Source organism: Donghicola sp., assembly GCF_025210255.1.
Classification (GTDB): Bacteria; Pseudomonadota; Alphaproteobacteria; order Rhodobacterales; family Rhodobacteraceae; genus Donghicola; species Donghicola eburneus.
The window spans coordinates 354,453-369,358 of the sequence record NZ_JAOARZ010000022.1; the positions used below are offsets into that span (position 1 = coordinate 354,453).

Here is a 14,906-nt window from a genome sequence, read left to right on the forward strand (position 1 = left end):
GCCTGCCTTGCAGCCCCTAGCCCGAAGAGGCGCTGCGAATGCGTTTCAGGATGTCCGGCGATTGCAGCAGGCTTTCGGGCACTTCGAGCGACTGGGAGGTCAATCCCGCCTCGCCAAGCGCACTGTCCGCAACGCTCTGGATCACGTCGTCTGGCAGAGCGGCCTCTGTGCGCAGGTCCAAAAGCAGCGTCTCGGCGGCGATGCCTTCGGCGTAGATGATCTGGTGTTCATCAAAGAGCAGCTGGAAATAGTCAACAAAGCCGCCTTCGCGCCAATAGATCGTGTCGCCATTCACAAGATGGCGCGCTTTGATCAACACTTCGGAGCGGCCTGCGCCCAAATGGTCCTGACGCTGATAGATAAAGAGCCTGTGTTCGGGGCTGACCACCAGATCGTGTTCGTTGTTCAAAGTTCCAGCGGTGATCACGATGGGTGCAAAGGCCCCAGCCGCCCGCACTGTGGTCTGGCCGATCCAGCGGATCTGCTGCACACCGCAATCCCGGGTCAACACACGGTCGCCGACCTGAAGTTCCTCGATCGGGGTCTGCCGGCCCGAGGCCAAAGTGATATGTGTGCCGCGTGAAAACGCCACACAGGCCACTTGGGCCAGTTTTTGGGCAGCGTCATCGGTGCTGATCCCGACCAGCGTGTAATCGTCGCCTGGCACCAGACGGGCGAGGGGCAGTAGGTACACCTCCTGCACATCCATCTCGTCATCCAGTTCAACGAGAATCAGCGCTTCGGTCGTGTCGCCGCGGGGGGACATCAAGGTGATGCAGCTGTCCAGCACGGTCAGGTTGCCCGCCAGACCGACTTCGGTATCCGGCGCGATGCGCGCTTTGCTGCGGGTTTCGGGCAGGATGGACAGACGCGCGGGTGCGCCTTTTTCCAAGCAGTACACGTCATCCAGCGCCAAATCTTCGGCAAAGGAAAGGGTGTCACCGATGTTGGCACCTGAAACCACGATGAACTGCTCGCTCCGGAAGACGGGCAAACTTTGCGGCGGTAGGGACGTGGCTCGGGGCGAATTGCCCATAGGGTGGGTTTCCTTTGTCTCGCTACTGATTACTTATTCAAGGAATGAAGGCGAATCTAGGTCAGCTTTGTGATCGGTCGGGCAATTGGCCGGAAGACATTGTAAAGAACGACCGAAAGTTCAGCTAAATAAGCTCAAGGGGAGAGAATAATGGATTTGGGTATCGCAGGTAAACGCGCACTGGTCTGTGCATCCAGCAAGGGGCTGGGCCGTGGCTGTGCCGAAGCGCTGGCCGAAGCGGGCGTCAATCTGGTGATGAACGCACGTGGCGTTGAGGCATTGGAAGCCACCGCCGCAGAGATCCGCGAAAAGTATGGCGTGACCGTCGAAACCGTGGCTTGCGACGTGACCACCGAAGAGGGCCGCGCGCAACTGTTGGAAGTGGCCGGACAGGTCGACATTCTGGTGAACAACGCGGGCGGCCCCCCTCCGGGCAGCTGGAAGGACTGGGACCGCGAGGATTTCATTGCAGCGCTGGATGCGAACATGCTGGCTCCGATCGCACTGATCAAAGCGCTCGTCCCCGGCATGGAAGAGCGCGGCTGGGGCCGCGTGGTGAACATCACCAGCGTTTCGGTCAAGGCACCCATCGCGGCTTTGGGTCTGTCGAACTCGGCCCGCGCGGGTCTGACCGGTTACGTGGCGGGTACCTCGCGTCAGGTCGCGCCAAGCGGTGTGATCATGAACAACCTGCTGCCCGGCATCCACGCGACCGACCGCATGATTGCGCTGGACGGAAACACCGCAAAAACCGAAGGCATCACAGTCGAAGAGGCACGTTCCCGGCGTCTGGCCAGCATCCCGACCGGCGCATATGGCGATGCTCGTGACTTTGGCGCGACGTGCGCGTTTATGTGCTCGCAATACGCCAAGTTCATGGTCGGCCAGAACGTGCTCTTGGACGGCGGCGCCACCAACACCACGATGTAAATTCCAATCCCGCCCCTGACGGTCCTGCCAAAAACGCAGGGCCGACCCTGCAGCTTTGCTTGCAGGGCAGGGGCGGGCTTGCTATCAGCCGAGGACCCGACAGAAATAGTCGGAAAGTAAAGAGGACAGACTTGCCCCACACTACACCCATCCCGCGCCTCGAGATCCGTAACCTGACCCGTAGTTTCGAGGGCAATCAGGTTGTCAAAGGCGTCTCGCTCAAGGTGTTGCCGGGTCAGGTGACCTGTCTGTTGGGGCCCTCTGGGTGCGGCAAATCCACGACCTTGCGGATGATCGCGGGCGTCGAGATGCAGGACAGCGGCGAGATTTACGTTGATGGCAACCTGATCTGTGACACGGTCTTTCGCGTGCCGCCAGAGCGCCGCTCGATCGGCCTCATGTTTCAGGACTTCGCACTGTTTCCCCACCTGAGTGTAGCCGAGAATGTCGCTTTTGGCCTGAAGGGGGACAAAGAAAGCAAGCGGGCCCGCGTCGAGGAACTGCTGAACAAGGTGGCCATGGGCCGCTACATCGATTCTTACCCGCACGAACTGTCAGGGGGCGAGCAACAGCGTGTCGCCTTGGCCCGCGCACTGGCGCCCAAGCCCCGCATCATGCTGATGGACGAGCCCTTCTCGGGGCTTGATAATCGTCTGCGTGACGATATCCGTGATGAAACCTTGGCCGTGTTAAAGGACGAGGATACCGCGGTTTTGCTCGTGACCCACGAGCCCGAAGAGGCGATGCGCATGGCGGACGAGATCGCTCTGATGCGCGACGGTGTGATCGTCCAGCAGGGTGCACCCTATAATATCTACAACAATCCCGTCGATAAACGCGCAGTCGCTTTCTTTAGTGACATCAATGTGTTGCGCGGCACTGTGAAGGGGGCTTTGACTGAAACCCCCTTTGGCCAATTCCTTGCGCCAGGTGTGCCTGACGGTGCCGAAGTGGATATCGTGATCCGCCCGCAGCATATCCGGATCGACTTTGATCGCGGGGGACGCGGTCCGAACCCGACGCCGACTGATGGCACCCCCGCACGGGGTGTTGTGGAACGTGCCCGTTTTATGGGCAAAGAGAGTCTGGTCGAATTCCGTATGGACTACGATGGCTCGATTCTGCGGGCAAACGTCCCCGGTGTGTTCCTGCCCAAGCCCGGAAAACCCCTGTGGCTCATGCTGCGGCGCGACCGATGCTTTGTCTATCCGGCGACTGTCTAAAGGCCCCTGCAAGCTGGCGAAAAGTTGCCCGTGGCAAGCAGCTTACGAAACAAATGCAAAAAATCCGACATTAGGGACCGTTTCGCGCTTTTAACCCTGCGACAGACTCCATACATATTGTTGCGATGTTTGTGCGAGGCTCGGCGACATAATGGATCGGGCCCCTGCAAGGGAGAGAATACATGCTGAATAACATCGGGCTGCCCGGTCTTCTTCTGATCGCTGTTGTTGTGCTGGTCCTGTTCGGACGCGGCAAGATCAGCTCGCTGATGGGCGAAGTTGGCAAGGGCATCACCGCCTTCAAAAAGGGCGTCAAGGACGGCTCTGAAGAGCTGGAAGACAAAAGCGATGACGCGCGCGACGTGACCCCCGCCGAAGAAAAAGACAAGGCGTAAGCCCACATGCTTGACCTTGGCTGGAGCGAGTTGCTGCTGATTGGGATCGTGGCGCTGATCGTCGTCGGTCCTAAGGACTTGCCTGTACTGTTCCGCAACGTCGGACGGTTTGTGGGCAAGGCCAAAGGCATGGCCCGCGAATTCTCTCGGGCGATGGAACAGGCTGCCGACGATGCTGGCGTCAAAGATGCTGCCAACAGCTTCAAGAGCGCCGCGTCCTACAAGGACATGGGCCTCGACAGCGTCAAAGATGCTGCCAAGAGCTTCACTGACTGGAACCCTGACGCCGAGGCGCGGGGCATGGACGAAAAGCGGGCGGACGCCGCACGCAAGATCCATGACGCAACTGCCCGCAAGGCGCAGACACGTCAGGACGCCGAAGCCAAGGCCGCCGCAGATGCCACAAGCGCAGACGCGCCTGCCAGCCCTGCACCGGCCAGCACCAGTGGCGACAGGGAATAACGGACCCCGTACATGACCAAAACCGACGAGATCGAAGATTCCTCGGCCCCGCTGATCGAGCATCTGGCTGAGCTTCGTACCCGACTGATCCGCGCCATGCTGGCCTTTGTGGTTGGCATGGTGATCTGTTTCACCGTGTGGAACCCGATCTTTAACTTCCTGACCGAGCCTCTGTGCTCGGCGCTCGCCGCACGCGGGCAGGAGGATTGCGGCCTTGTACTGATCAAGCTGCAAGAGGGTTTCTTTGTGGCTGTGTCGATCTCGCTCTTGGGCGGTTTGGTGCTGTCCTTCCCGATGATCAGCTACCAGCTGTGGCGCTTTGTTGCGCCGGGTCTGTACAAATCCGAGAAGGGCGCTTTCCTGCCGTTCTTGGTGGCTTCGCCCTTCATGTTCTTTCTCGGGGCATCGTTCGCTTATTTCGTTGTGACGCCGATGGCGTTCGACTTCTTCCTTGGCTTCCAACAAGATGGCGTCTTGGTGACAGATGGCGAAGTGCAGCAGACCCAGCATAGCGCGATCGCCTTTATGGGCTCTGCGCAGGAATACCTGAGCCTGACCATCAAGTTCATCGTGGCGTTTGGTCTGTGTTTCCAGCTGCCAGTCTTGCTGACCTTGCTTGGGAAGGCCGGCATTGTCAGCGCAGAGGGCCTGGGTGCGGTGCGGAAATACGCAGTGGTGGCGATCCTGATCCTCGCCGCTGTGGTGACGCCGCCGGATATCATCACTCAGGTGATCTTGTTCGTGGTGGTGTATGGCCTGTACGAGATTTCGATCTTCCTTGTCCGCCGTGTGGAAAACAAGCGCGAGGCGCGTCTGCGGGCCGAAGGTTACTATGACGACGAAGAAGAAGAGGATCTGGCCGACGATCCCCTGCACACCAACGATCCTCTGATGAAAGAATTCGACGAGGACGAAGAGGACCGCAAGTGACTGATCCTTTGGAACGTATTGCAGCGGCGCTGGAGCGGATGGCTCCGGCGCCGCTGGCCGCTCCGGACTTTGACAGTGCTGATGCTTTCTTGTGGCAAACCGCGCCAGAGCGTCTGACCCCCGTGAACAAAGTGTCCCGCGTGGATTTCGACCTTCTGGTCGGGATCAACCGCAGCCGCGACACGTTACTGGCCAACACCCGCCAGTTCGCCAAGGGCTTTCCTGCGAACAACGCGTTGCTTTGGGGCGCGCGGGGCATGGGCAAATCCAGTCTGGTCAAGGCCGTGCACGCCAAGTTGCTGGAAGAGGGGCTGTTCCTGAAAGTGGTCGAACTCGCCCGCGAGGACCTGCCCACCGTAGCGCGTCTGATGGACCTGCTGCGCGACGCGCCCCAGCATAGGTTTATCCTGTTCTGTGATGACCTCAGCTTCAGCCACGACGACCAGCACTACAAATCGCTCAAGGCCGTTCTGGATGGCGGTATCGCAGGGCGTCCGGACAACGTGATCTTTTACGCCACTTCAAACAGGCGTCACCTGATGCCTCGGGACATGATCGAGAACGAACGCTCCAGCGCGATCAATCCCGCCGAAGCAGTCGAGGAAAAGGTGTCGCTGTCGGATCGTTTCGGCCTGTGGCTCGGCTTCCATCCCTGTTCGCAGGACGAATACATGTCGATGATCTTTGGCTACGTTGCTGCCCATGGCATGACAGTAGACGAAGAGACTGTGCGCGCCGAGGCGATTGAATGGACAGCCACACGTGGGGCCCGTTCTGGCCGCGTGGCGTGGCAGTTTTTTACCGATCTGGCAGGGCGGCACGGCGTTTCGCTCTGACCGTTACCTCAGCTCTCACACAAAAAGGCCCCTTCGCAGTGAAGGGGCCTTTTGCACGTCTGGGCGATGCCAGATCAATTCAGGTAATCGGTCGGATCGACGCTTTCAAAGCCATCGCGCACCTCGAAGTGCAGGATCGCGGGGCTGCCTGCGCGGACCTTCGCGATGGTCTGGCCACGGCTGACAGTATCTCCTTTCTTGACCTGCAGGTCGTCGATATAGGCATAGACGGTCAGCAGATTGCCTGCGTGTTTGACCACGAGGATTGGCACCTGATTGGCGTCTGCGGTGATCGCAGCAACGGTACCCGCCTCGGCTGCTTTGACCGATGTGCCAGCCGAAGACGCAATGTCGATGCCCTCGTTGGTGCCCTTCTTGTAATCGCGGACGATGTTGCCCTGCACGGGCCAGCCAAGACGACCACCTGCCTTGGCGGTTTGCTTGACCTCGGGTGCGGCAGGCGCCGCGACCGGTTCGGATGCGGCTTGGGTCTGCTCTTTGGGCAGCGGCGTGGTGGCCGACGGCGGGGTCGGTGTTGGCGATCCGTTACCAGGCGACTGGGGCTTCTCTGCGACGGCTGTGCTGGCCGCGGTGCGGGCGGCAGCTGTCTGTTCGCTGACAGGAATCAGCAGAACCTGACCTTCGCGGACGGTGAAGTTGCTATCCAGACCGTTCCACTCGCCTAGGCTGCGCACTGACACGCCGTACTGGCGCGCAATGATAAAGGCGGTCTCGCCGCGCACGACTTTGTGGCGCACTGGGGTCGGACCTGCAGGCGCCGCAGGGGCGGGCGTCGCGTTTGCGGGCGGTGAAATAGTGGTCGGGCTGTTGTCGATGGCATTGCCGGCCATGGTGGTGATGTCCACCGACGGGGCCCCGAGCGAGGTCGTCTGAATGCCGGAAGGTGCGCTAATGCTGTTGTCGATCTTGGTCGGCAGGGCCAGCAATTCGTTGCGCTGCAAGCGGTCGCCGGTTTTCAAACCGTTATAGGACGCCAATTCTTGGGCGCTGATCCCCAGACGGTCGGCCACTTGCTGCACGGTTTCACCGTTGCGAGCGAGCGCCACTTGATAGCTGGGGTAGGAAATTACACCACGGGCGTCGGGGGCAGGGCGGCTCAGGGTGCCGCCGGTGACGGCGGACGAGGTATCAAACCCCTTGCCGACGCTGCGAAAATCTACATCCATGCTGTTGGGGTCACACGCGGACAGCAGTCCGACACCAAGAACAGCAGTCATGGCTTTGGGAAAGCGCATGTAGGCGAAGCGGGTCATCTCGATCATCCTCTCGTGCGGGCTCTTGTCGTCTGCGGCCATTGGCAGGGCCCTTGGGTACTAAAAATAAACCTAGTCTTTTCCAAGCCCCTCGACGAGAGGCACAAAGCGCACAGGGCGCAATTCGTCGTAATGCAGGCCATCTTCGGTCTTTGTGACGCGGATCAGGCTCTGGACGGCGTCTGATTGGCCGACCGGTAGCACCATGATACCGCCGACCTTGAGTTGGGCCAAGAGCGGACCCGGGGGGTCTTCGGCTGCGGCGGTCAGAATAATGCGGTCGAAAGGCGCCTGTTCGGGCAGACCAAAGCTGCCATCGGCAATCAGAGCCGTGATGTTGTTCAGATCAAGTCTGCGGAACAGGGACATCGCGTCTTTGACCAGACGGGCGTGGCGGTCCACCGTGTAAACGCGGCGCACCAATTGCGACAGGATCGCGGCTTGATAGCCAGAACCTGTACCGACCTCTAGCACCTTGTCCCGAGGGGACAGCTTCAGCGCTTGGGTCATCATGGCGACGACCGACGGCTGCGAAATCGTTTGTCCGCAGGCAATGGGTAGGGGGGTATCCTCGTAGGCGCGGGCCGAGAAGATGCCTTTGACAAAGTAGGAGCGGTCAATCGCCTCCATCGCGGACAGCACGCGTGCGTCCGTCACCCCGTGCGAGCGCAGGGCGAACATGAACTGCATTTTCTGCTGGGCTGCCTCGTCCATCATCATCCCTGATTCAGGGCGTCGTCGAGCGCACCCAGCATGTCATGGGCCGTGAAATCGGCACGCATTGGGGTGACCGAGATATAACCATTCAGGTTCACGTCCGCATCACATCCCTCTTGGGTCACGGCGCGCTGGTCGCCGCCACGGGCCCACAGGAACATCCGGCCAGACGGCGCTTTGTGCGGCTCGACCGCGAAACTGGTGCCAAGGCGCAAACCTTGGGGCGCAGCGCGCACGCCCTTGACACCAGCAGCAGGTACAGGCGGGAAGTTCACGTTGTAAAACGTGCGGTAGGTCGGGCCATCGGGCAGACCGGCGTCCAGAATTTTCTGGATGGTCGCTGCGCCGTGGGTGCGCGATGCCTCGAACGGGTCTTCGATGTCATAGTTTTCCGGCCCAAGGTATTGCGACAGCGCAAAGGACGGGATGCCCTGAAGCGCCCCTTCGAGCGCGCCGCCAAGGGTGCCCGAGTAGAGCGCGTTCTCGGCCGAGTTGTTACCACGGTTAACGCCCGACAGGATCAGATCCGGAGGCGTGTCTTTCAGAACGTGGTGCACACCGGCCAGCACGCAATCAGCGGGGCTGCCCTCTGCCGCGAAGCGGAGGGGGCCCATCTGTGCGATCATCGTGGGATGGGTGTAGCTGATGCAGTGAGACACGCCCGACTGCTCGAACGCGGGAGCAACGACCCAAACCTCGCCATCGGGACCGGCAAGTGTGGTGGCAATCTCTTCGAGCGCGACCAGGCCGGGCGCGTTGATGCCGTCGTCGTTGGTAATGAGAATGCGCATGACCTGCCCCTGAACTGTTTCTTAATTTGTGAATAGTTCAGGCAAAGGGGCAGGTCCAGCGGTGGGTCAGGTGAAAAGCTGATCCAACAGTTTTTTGGCAACATCCATTGGCGCATTCAGCGCCTCGCGGTCCTCTCCAGGGTGGAAACGGGCGCGGGTGGCGGTCGGCATCGGATCAGGCTCGGTGATCACGACGCGGGGGCCCAGACGCTCGGTCTCTTTTTGCCAGCTGCGGGCGAGGGCAATCTGCGCCGCTTTGGTGGCACCGTAGGCACCGTACAGCTTTTCGCCTGCCTTGGGGTCGTCAAAGAAGACAGCGGTGCCTTTGTCGCCAAGAAGCGGCGAGATGTAAGGGATCAGTACACCGGTTGCGGTGGCGTTGACTGCCATCGACTTGTCCCAATCCTTGGCCATGATGTGGTCGGCAGGGGTCAGGGCCGTGGCGTGCACAGCGGTGTGCGCCCATAGGTCGATCTTGCCCCAGCGGTCATAGATGCTGCGGCACAGCTGGGCCATCGCGTCACGGTTGGTGATGTCCATCGGGGCCAGCGTGGCGCTGCCGCCGCGGGCCTGGATGCGATCGTCCAGCTCTTCGAGCGCGCCGGTGGTGCGGGCCACGGCAACGATGTGGTACTCGGCCGAGAGAAGCTCGGACAGGGCGGCCCCGAGGCCGCGCGAGGCGCCGGTCACAAGGGCGATCTTGGGTGCGTTGGTCTGTTCCATGGGCGATCAGATTTCAGGGATTGGCGGCGGGATCAAGATGGCATCGCTGCAAATCGGTAGTCCTGCGGCGAAAAGAGCGGTGAAACGTGCGGCACACTCTCTCTTTGGTTGACAGAGGCGCAGCCCTGCGCGGAACTGAGCGGATAGATAAACTGCGGAAATTTCCAATGACTGAGATCGTGCTCTACGGCCATCCTGATTCCGGCCACGCTTGCAAAGTCGCCTTGGCCCTGTCGCTGGCCGAGATTCCCCATCGGACGGTGTTTGTGGATATCTGGGCCGAACGTGCCACTAGGCCCACGGATTTTCTGGCGGTCAGCCCCTTGGGCGAGGTGCCGGTGCTGGTGATTGACGGCACGCCGTATTTCCAGTCGGGCGCGATCCTGATGCAAATCGCCGAGCGCTTTGGCGTCTTAGGCGGTGAAAGCGCCGAAGGCACTGCGCGGGGCCGTAGTCTGCTGATGTGGGAGGCGAACCGGATTGGCATGTGTCTGCCCCAGCTAAAGCAAGCCCATCTGGACCAGTTCGTCGGCTGGGATCCTGCGGTGATCAAATGGCTCGAGGGGCGCTATGCGGTCGATGCTGCCAATTTCGATGTGCTGCTCGGGGATGCGCCGTTCCTGCACGGGGATGCACCGGGCTTTGGTGACGTGCAGGTCTGGGGCTACGTGCAATGGGTGCGCGAAGCGGGCCAAGAGCCGACCGAGAAAATGCAGGAGTGGATGGAGCGGATGCTGGCGCTGCCGGCCATGCGGACACCCGCAGAGTTCTTTCCGGCCTAAGCGCCGCGGTGCAAATCGCTGAGGGCTGATTTGCACAGCCCCAATTCCAGCCATTTGCACCCCTTGCACAGGGTATCCAGATCGTCGGGCCGCACCTTTTCGCGGATGCGCATTTTGGCTTGTCCCCACGTCAGCACGTCCCCGTGCTTCAGGTTCAGGGCAGCGGCATGGCGACCGTCCAGAGCATCGATTTCGGCTTGGTTCGTGCAGCCCTCGCCGCGGCGTTTGGGGCAGGGGGCGCACAGGCTGTCCGCAGCGGCGCGCACGCGGATCAGAGTGTGATCGCCACCATTGGCAAAAAGCCCGTTGGTGACGATCTGTGTCATGTTGGCCGTGAAGGCATCAGAATACCCTTTGCCCCGATAACCCAGAGCACAGAGAAAATGGTGGGGCCTGAATGTCAGGCCCCCCGTCATTCTGCGGCCTTCAGCTCAAAGCCTTTTTCGATCATGTCGCGCGGACGCACGGGGTATTCGCCCGAGAAGCACGCGTCGCAGAACTGCGGGCAGCTGTTGTTGCGGCCTTCGGCTTCGCCAGCGGCGCGGTACAGACCGTCTAGGGAGATGAACTTGAGGCTGTCGACACCGAGGTAGTCGCACATTTCCTCTTCGCTCATGCGGGCCGCCAGCAGCTTCTCTCGGTCGGGGGTGTCCACACCATAGAAGCAGGGCCATGCGGTGGGCGGCGACGCGATGCGGAAGTGCACTTCGGCCGCGCCTGCGTCCAGCAGCATGTCCTTGATCTTGCGGCTGGTGGTGCCGCGCACAACCGAGTCGTCCACGAGGATGACGCGCTTGCCTTTGATCAGGGCACGGTTCACGTTCAGCTTCAGACGCACACCCATGTTCCGGATCTGCTCTGTCGGTTCGATGAAGGTCCGCCCCATGTACTGGTTGCGGATAATGCCCATACCGTAGGGAATGCCGGATTCGTGGCTGAACCCGATTGCAGCGGGGGTGCCGCTGTCCGGAACGGGGCAGACCAGATCCGCATCAACGGCAGCTTCGCGCGCCAGTTCCACACCGATCTGGCGGCGGGTCTCGTAAACCGAGCGGCCCCCAAGGATCGAGTCGGGGCGCGAGAAGTACACCTGCTCGAACACGCAGAAGCGCGACTTCGCGGCTTCGAACGGGCGGTGCGACTTCAGGTGACCATGCTCGATCACAACCATCTCGCCGGGTTCGACTTCGCGGACGAACTCTGCACCGATGATGTCCAGCGCACAGGTTTCCGAGGACAGCGCGTAGCCGTCATCACCGATCCGGCCGATCACCAGCGGGCGCACGCCCAAGGGATCACGGACACCAATCAGCTTGGTGCGGGTCATGGCGACGACGCTGAACGCGCCTTCGACACGGCGCAGGGCGTCTTTCATCCGCTCGGGCACGTTCTGTTGCAGCGAACGGGCCATCAGATGGATGATGCATTCCGAATCCGAGCTGGACTGGAAGATCGACCCACGCTCGATCAGTTCGCGGCGCAGGGCGTTTGCGTTGGTGATGTTCCCGTTGTGGGCAATGGCAGCACCACCCATAGAGAATTCACCAAAGAACGGCTGCACGTCGCGGATCGCGGTGTTGCCTTTGGAGCCAGCGGTCGAATAACGCACGTGGCCGATCGCGAGCGGACCGGGGAGCGTCTCCATCAGGCTCTGTTTCGTAAAGTTGTCGCGCACGTAGCCGAAGCGGCGTGCCGAATTGAAACCCTGTTCCGGATCGTGGCTGACAATACCGCCGGCTTCCTGACCACGGTGCTGCAGTGCGTGAAGGCCAAGAGCAACAAAGTTTGCTGCATCTTTTACACCGACAACACCGAAAACACCGCACTCTTCGCGCAGTTTGTCATCATCGAACGGATGGGCGGGGGGCATCTGGGCGGTCAAGAGGGGTCTCCGAATCCAAGAATGGCCTAGCACGGCCCCATATAAGGGCCGTGCGCAGAAGTGTCACGAAAGGATTACATTCGTGAATGGAAGTTTATCGTTTCGTGTTTAGTTACCCGCAGGGGCGCCACAGCGGCCAACCAGACCTTCGTACTGCTGGGTGATCCAACCAAGCGCTTGCTCGGGGTTCTGATCCTCGATCTGGCCGGTCATCTGGCTGAATACAACGGCCGAACGCGAATTGTTTACCACTTCGACGGTCTGGGTGGTCATCACGGTGTTATACAGGAAGAACGCGATCCCCACGAGAAGGATGCCGCGCACCACGCCGAACACAAACCCCAGCGCTTGATCCACACCGCCAAGGGCGCTTTCTTGCACGAGGCTGGAAAAGAGCGGGGTAAAGAGCGACACGACCACCAGCGCCAGCGCGAACACGCAGGCAAACGCGGTGATGATCGACAATTCGCAGCTGTCGGACAAGAAGTCGCCAACAACGGGGATTTCGGTGACCAGCGGCTCGACCGCAGGGGCAAAGATAAACGCCAGTACCGCTGCCGCAATCCAGCCTGCGATGGCCAGCGCTTCGCGGACGATCCCACGAGAGAATGCCAGCAGTGCCGATAGGACCACCACGCCCGCGACAACTGCGTCAATAATCGTGAAACCTTCCATGCGTCGTCCCCGCCTTGGGCGCGCTATCCCGCGCCGAAAATATCACCAACAAAACCGGTCAGATCCGCAAAAGTGCGGGTTTGCATACCGGCTGTGTCCCCGTCCTTTTTCGCATTAGGGACGATTGCGGTTGAAAAACCAAGTTTTTGGGCTTCTTTCAACCTGTTTTCGGTTTGGCCCACCGGACGTATGGCGCCAGAGAGACTGATTTCACCGAAAACGACGGTGTCTTTGGGCAGCGCTGCGTCTTCTCTTGCTGACAAAAGTGCTGCTGCAACGGCCAAGTCAGCGGCAGGCTCAGAAATCTTCATCCCGCCCGCGACATTGAGGTAAACATCCAGTCCGGCAAAGGCGATGCCGCATCGCGCCTCGAGAACAGCGAGGATCATGGCGAGGCGGGCCGAATCCCATCCGACCACTGCACGGCGCGGTTGGGAGTGCGGACTGGGGGCGACCAGAGCCTGCATTTCGACCAGAACGGGACGCGTCCCTTCGATTCCTGAGAACACGACAGAACCGGGCGTAGGTTCCCCGCGTTCAGACAGGAACAGGGCAGAGGGGTTGGACACCTCGGACAGACCGCCGCCGGTCATCTCGAACACACCGATTTCGTCCGCGGGGCCAAAGCGGTTTTTGACGCTGCGCAAGATGCGGAACTGGTGACCGCGCTCGCCCTCGAAATAGAGAACGGTGTCGACCATGTGTTCCACCACGCGAGGGCCTGCGATCTGACCCTCTTTGGTCACGTGGCCGACAAGGATGACCGCCATGCCGCGCTGTTTCGCAAACGTGGTTAATTCATGCGCGGCCGCGCGAACCTGACTGACACTGCCCGGTGCGCTCTCAACATGATCGGCCCACATGGTCTGGATCGAGTCGATGATGGCCAGATCGGGCTTTTCGGTTTCCAGAGTGGTCAGGATATCCCTAAGGTTGGTTTCGGCCCCTAGCAGCACTGGCGCATGGGACAGACCCAAACGCTGCGCCCGCATACGAACCTGCGCACTGGCTTCCTCGCCCGAGATATAGACGACCTTCAGCCCCGCTTCGGCAAAACGCGCGGCCCCCTGCAGCAGCAATGTGGACTTCCCGATGCCCGGATCACCGCCTACCAGAATCGCAGAGGCATCCACCAAGCCGCCACCCAGCACGCGGTCCAATTCGCCCATCCCGCTCATGGTGCGGGGCGGGGGCGCTTCGGTCGTGCCAAGGTCGGTGAGCGGGATGCTCCGTCCCTTCATCGCGCCAAGGGTTTTCTTCGCAGGGCCCGCTGTGGACAGGGGCACCTCTTCTTCGATGGAGTTCCACGCACCGCAGCCATCGCAGCGGCCCGACCATTTTGTGTAGGACGCCCCGCATTCGGAGCATTTGAAGATCGCTTTCTTTGCCATAAGGCAGATGTGCCTATTCAGGGGGCAAAGCGCAAGTGTTCTTTTTATGTTCCGGTTTGATCAGGGTCAGCAGCAGCTGGATAATCACAAGCGTCGTAAAGAGATAAAGGCCCCAGCCGGTCTCTACTCGCCCGATCCCGATGCCTTTGGCCAGAGTAATGTAAAGGGCGATCAGGAACACATCGGCCATGGCGAGGCGGCCCAATAATGTGACCCAGCGCGGGGCGCCGCGAATGATGCCAAAATCGGCCAGGGCGATTGCGATAGACTTGGCCATCGGTGCAACCATCGCAAACAGCGCGACGACAACGGCCAGGACAATGTCTGTTGACCAGAGGCTGGCAATGCCAGACAGCACGGAGATTTCTGATAGGCCAAAGAGCGGCAGGACCCCAGCGCGGGCCAGAGGCGCCCACCACGCCACAGGGTACAAAATCAGGCAGGCCAAATTGGCCCACCGCCGGATCAGAACCAAGTGGTCCAGCCCCACAGCACCAACCAGACGACGAAGCCAATCCCGTGTAGGTAATCGAGCCAAGGCCAGCGCGACCCGTGGGATGTGGCGCAGGCCAGCATCATCACCGACGCGAACAAAGGCACCATGACGCCGCCTCCGTAGGTTTTGATCGAAGAGGCCCAGACCGCAATCGGAGCGGTATAGAGACCCAGCGCGGGGACGACATAATATGCGACCGCACTAATGAGGCAGAGGATCAGCGCACCAATGGCCCAAAAACGGGCGGGGCTGCGGCAGACGATCGCCTTGGCCAGAGCGATGGGTAAAAGACCAGCGAGGTACAGACCATTTCGCAGGGCAAAGAAAATCAGAACTGGATAACTGGGCTCTAGCAATATGGCC

The 14,906-nt window shown here is 60.6% G+C and carries 18 protein-coding genes; 7 read left to right on the forward strand and 11 right to left on the reverse strand.

All coding sequences use genetic code 11. The features are described from left to right. Positions 1–16: 16 nt before the first annotated feature. Positions 17–1,036 (reverse strand): Hint domain-containing protein, encoded by a 1,020-nt coding sequence (locus N4A58_RS09000; protein ID WP_072706886.1) that lies wholly within the window; start codon positions 1,034–1,036, stop codon positions 17–19. 150 nt (positions 1,037–1,186) lie between these two features. Here N4A58_RS09000 and N4A58_RS09005 point away from each other — a divergent pair, with 150 nt between their 5' ends. The 6 genes from N4A58_RS09005 to N4A58_RS09030 all read left to right on the forward strand — a co-directional run bounded on the left by N4A58_RS09005 (position 1,187) and on the right by N4A58_RS09030 (position 5,812). Beyond that, positions 1,187–1,966: an SDR family oxidoreductase gene (locus tag N4A58_RS09005; protein WP_072706885.1), complete on the forward strand. Its 780-nt coding sequence runs from the start codon at positions 1,187–1,189 to the stop codon at positions 1,964–1,966. 131 nt (positions 1,967–2,097) lie between these two features. Then, positions 2,098–3,189, forward strand: a complete 1,092-nt coding sequence (locus N4A58_RS09010) for an ABC transporter ATP-binding protein (protein WP_293708996.1) — start codon at positions 2,098–2,100, stop codon at positions 3,187–3,189. Between the two features lie 182 nt (positions 3,190–3,371). Further along, positions 3,372–3,584 (forward strand): twin-arginine translocase TatA/TatE family subunit, encoded by a 213-nt coding sequence (locus tag N4A58_RS09015; protein WP_072706883.1) that lies wholly within the window; start codon positions 3,372–3,374, stop codon positions 3,582–3,584. A gap of 6 nt (positions 3,585–3,590) precedes the next feature. Continuing rightward, complete coding sequence (gene tatB / locus N4A58_RS09020; RefSeq protein ID WP_293708997.1) at positions 3,591–4,046, forward strand: Sec-independent protein translocase protein TatB; 456 nt, start codon at positions 3,591–3,593, stop codon at positions 4,044–4,046. A 12-nt stretch (positions 4,047–4,058) separates the two neighbouring features. After that, complete coding sequence (tatC, locus tag N4A58_RS09025) at positions 4,059–4,976, forward strand: twin-arginine translocase subunit TatC (RefSeq protein ID WP_293708998.1); 918 nt, start codon at positions 4,059–4,061, stop codon at positions 4,974–4,976. After that, positions 4,973–5,812, forward strand: coding sequence for an ATP-binding protein (locus tag N4A58_RS09030; protein ID WP_293708999.1), 840 nt, complete (start codon positions 4,973–4,975; stop codon positions 5,810–5,812). The genes tatC and N4A58_RS09030 overlap by 4 nt, the downstream gene beginning before the upstream one ends. Before the next feature lie 74 nt (positions 5,813–5,886). Here N4A58_RS09030 and N4A58_RS09035 read toward each other — a convergent pair whose 3' ends face one another. The 4 genes from N4A58_RS09035 to N4A58_RS09050 form a co-directional block, all read right to left on the reverse strand. Next, the gene (locus tag N4A58_RS09035) at positions 5,887–7,128 is read right to left on the reverse strand and encodes a LysM peptidoglycan-binding domain-containing protein (protein WP_293709000.1); all 1,242 of its coding nucleotides are present in this window, start codon (positions 7,126–7,128) and stop codon (positions 5,887–5,889) included. A 30-nt stretch (positions 7,129–7,158) separates the two neighbouring features. Further along, positions 7,159–7,803 carry a protein-L-isoaspartate(D-aspartate) O-methyltransferase gene (locus N4A58_RS09040; RefSeq protein WP_293709301.1) on the reverse strand — a complete coding sequence of 215 codons (645 nt, stop codon included), beginning with the start codon at positions 7,801–7,803 and terminating at the stop codon, positions 7,159–7,161. After that, complete coding sequence (surE, locus tag N4A58_RS09045; protein WP_293709001.1) at positions 7,803–8,594, reverse strand: 5'/3'-nucleotidase SurE; 792 nt, start codon at positions 8,592–8,594, stop codon at positions 7,803–7,805. The genes N4A58_RS09040 and surE overlap by 1 nt, the downstream gene beginning before the upstream one ends. A 66-nt stretch (positions 8,595–8,660) precedes the next feature. Continuing rightward, complete coding sequence (locus N4A58_RS09050) at positions 8,661–9,317, reverse strand: SDR family oxidoreductase (protein ID WP_293709002.1); 657 nt, start codon at positions 9,315–9,317, stop codon at positions 8,661–8,663. A 167-nt stretch (positions 9,318–9,484) separates the two neighbouring features. Between N4A58_RS09050 and N4A58_RS09055 the strand changes: the two genes are divergently transcribed. Next, the gene (locus N4A58_RS09055; RefSeq protein WP_293709003.1) at positions 9,485–10,099 is read left to right on the forward strand and encodes a glutathione S-transferase family protein; all 615 of its coding nucleotides are present in this window, start codon (positions 9,485–9,487) and stop codon (positions 10,097–10,099) included. Here N4A58_RS09055 and N4A58_RS09060 read toward each other — a convergent pair. The 6 genes from N4A58_RS09060 to N4A58_RS09085 form a co-directional block, all read right to left on the reverse strand. Next, positions 10,096–10,515: a DUF1284 domain-containing protein gene (locus N4A58_RS09060; RefSeq protein WP_293709004.1), complete on the reverse strand. Its 420-nt coding sequence runs from the start codon at positions 10,513–10,515 to the stop codon at positions 10,096–10,098. The two genes, N4A58_RS09055 and N4A58_RS09060, sit on opposite strands and share 4 nt — an antisense overlap. After that, positions 10,512–11,969, reverse strand: coding sequence for an amidophosphoribosyltransferase (purF, locus tag N4A58_RS09065; protein WP_293709303.1), 1,458 nt, complete (start codon positions 11,967–11,969; stop codon positions 10,512–10,514). The genes N4A58_RS09060 and purF overlap by 4 nt, the downstream gene beginning before the upstream one ends. Positions 11,970–12,089: 120 nt before the next feature. Beyond that, positions 12,090–12,656, reverse strand: coding sequence for a CvpA family protein (locus tag N4A58_RS09070; RefSeq protein WP_072706874.1), 567 nt, complete (start codon positions 12,654–12,656; stop codon positions 12,090–12,092). Between the two features lie 23 nt (positions 12,657–12,679). Beyond that, complete coding sequence (gene radA / locus N4A58_RS09075) at positions 12,680–14,047, reverse strand: DNA repair protein RadA (RefSeq protein ID WP_293709005.1); 1,368 nt, start codon at positions 14,045–14,047, stop codon at positions 12,680–12,682. A gap of 13 nt (positions 14,048–14,060) precedes the next feature. Next, on the reverse strand, positions 14,061–14,537 hold the full coding sequence (locus tag N4A58_RS09080; protein WP_293709305.1) for a paraquat-inducible protein A: 477 nt from the start codon (positions 14,535–14,537) through the stop codon (positions 14,061–14,063). Then, the gene (locus N4A58_RS09085; protein ID WP_072706872.1) at positions 14,513–14,899 is read right to left on the reverse strand and encodes a hypothetical protein; all 387 of its coding nucleotides are present in this window, start codon (positions 14,897–14,899) and stop codon (positions 14,513–14,515) included. The genes N4A58_RS09080 and N4A58_RS09085 overlap by 25 nt, the downstream gene beginning before the upstream one ends. Between the last annotated feature and the right edge of the window lie 7 nt (positions 14,900–14,906).

Bases quoted from the DNA above. Each gene is read 5' to 3' on its own strand.
- N4A58_RS09000 (WP_072706886.1), bottom strand. From the start codon at position 1,036: ATGGGCAATTCGCCCCGAGCCACGTCCCTACCGCCGCAAAGTTTGCCC.
- N4A58_RS09005 (WP_072706885.1), top strand. From the start codon at position 1,187: ATGGATTTGGGTATCGCAGGTAAACGCGCACTGGTCTGTGCATCCAGC.
- N4A58_RS09015 (WP_072706883.1), top strand. From the start codon at position 3,372: ATGCTGAATAACATCGGGCTGCCCGGTCTTCTTCTGATCGCTGTTGTT.
- tatB (WP_293708997.1), top strand. From the start codon at position 3,591: ATGCTTGACCTTGGCTGGAGCGAGTTGCTGCTGATTGGGATCGTGGCG.
- tatC (WP_293708998.1), top strand. From the start codon at position 4,059: ATGACCAAAACCGACGAGATCGAAGATTCCTCGGCCCCGCTGATCGAG.
- N4A58_RS09035 (WP_293709000.1), bottom strand. From the start codon at position 7,128: ATGGCCGCAGACGACAAGAGCCCGCACGAGAGGATGATCGAGATGACC.
- N4A58_RS09040 (WP_293709301.1), bottom strand. From the start codon at position 7,803: ATGATGGACGAGGCAGCCCAGCAGAAAATGCAGTTCATGTTCGCCCTG.
- surE (WP_293709001.1), bottom strand. From the start codon at position 8,594: ATGCGCATTCTCATTACCAACGACGACGGCATCAACGCGCCCGGCCTG.
- N4A58_RS09050 (WP_293709002.1), bottom strand. From the start codon at position 9,317: ATGGAACAGACCAACGCACCCAAGATCGCCCTTGTGACCGGCGCCTCG.
- N4A58_RS09055 (WP_293709003.1), top strand. From the start codon at position 9,485: ATGACTGAGATCGTGCTCTACGGCCATCCTGATTCCGGCCACGCTTGC.
- N4A58_RS09060 (WP_293709004.1), bottom strand. From the start codon at position 10,515: ATGACGGGGGGCCTGACATTCAGGCCCCACCATTTTCTCTGTGCTCTG.
- purF (WP_293709303.1), bottom strand. From the start codon at position 11,969: ATGCCCCCCGCCCATCCGTTCGATGATGACAAACTGCGCGAAGAGTGC.
- N4A58_RS09070 (WP_072706874.1), bottom strand. From the start codon at position 12,656: ATGGAAGGTTTCACGATTATTGACGCAGTTGTCGCGGGCGTGGTGGTC.
- radA (WP_293709005.1), bottom strand. From the start codon at position 14,047: ATGGCAAAGAAAGCGATCTTCAAATGCTCCGAATGCGGGGCGTCCTAC.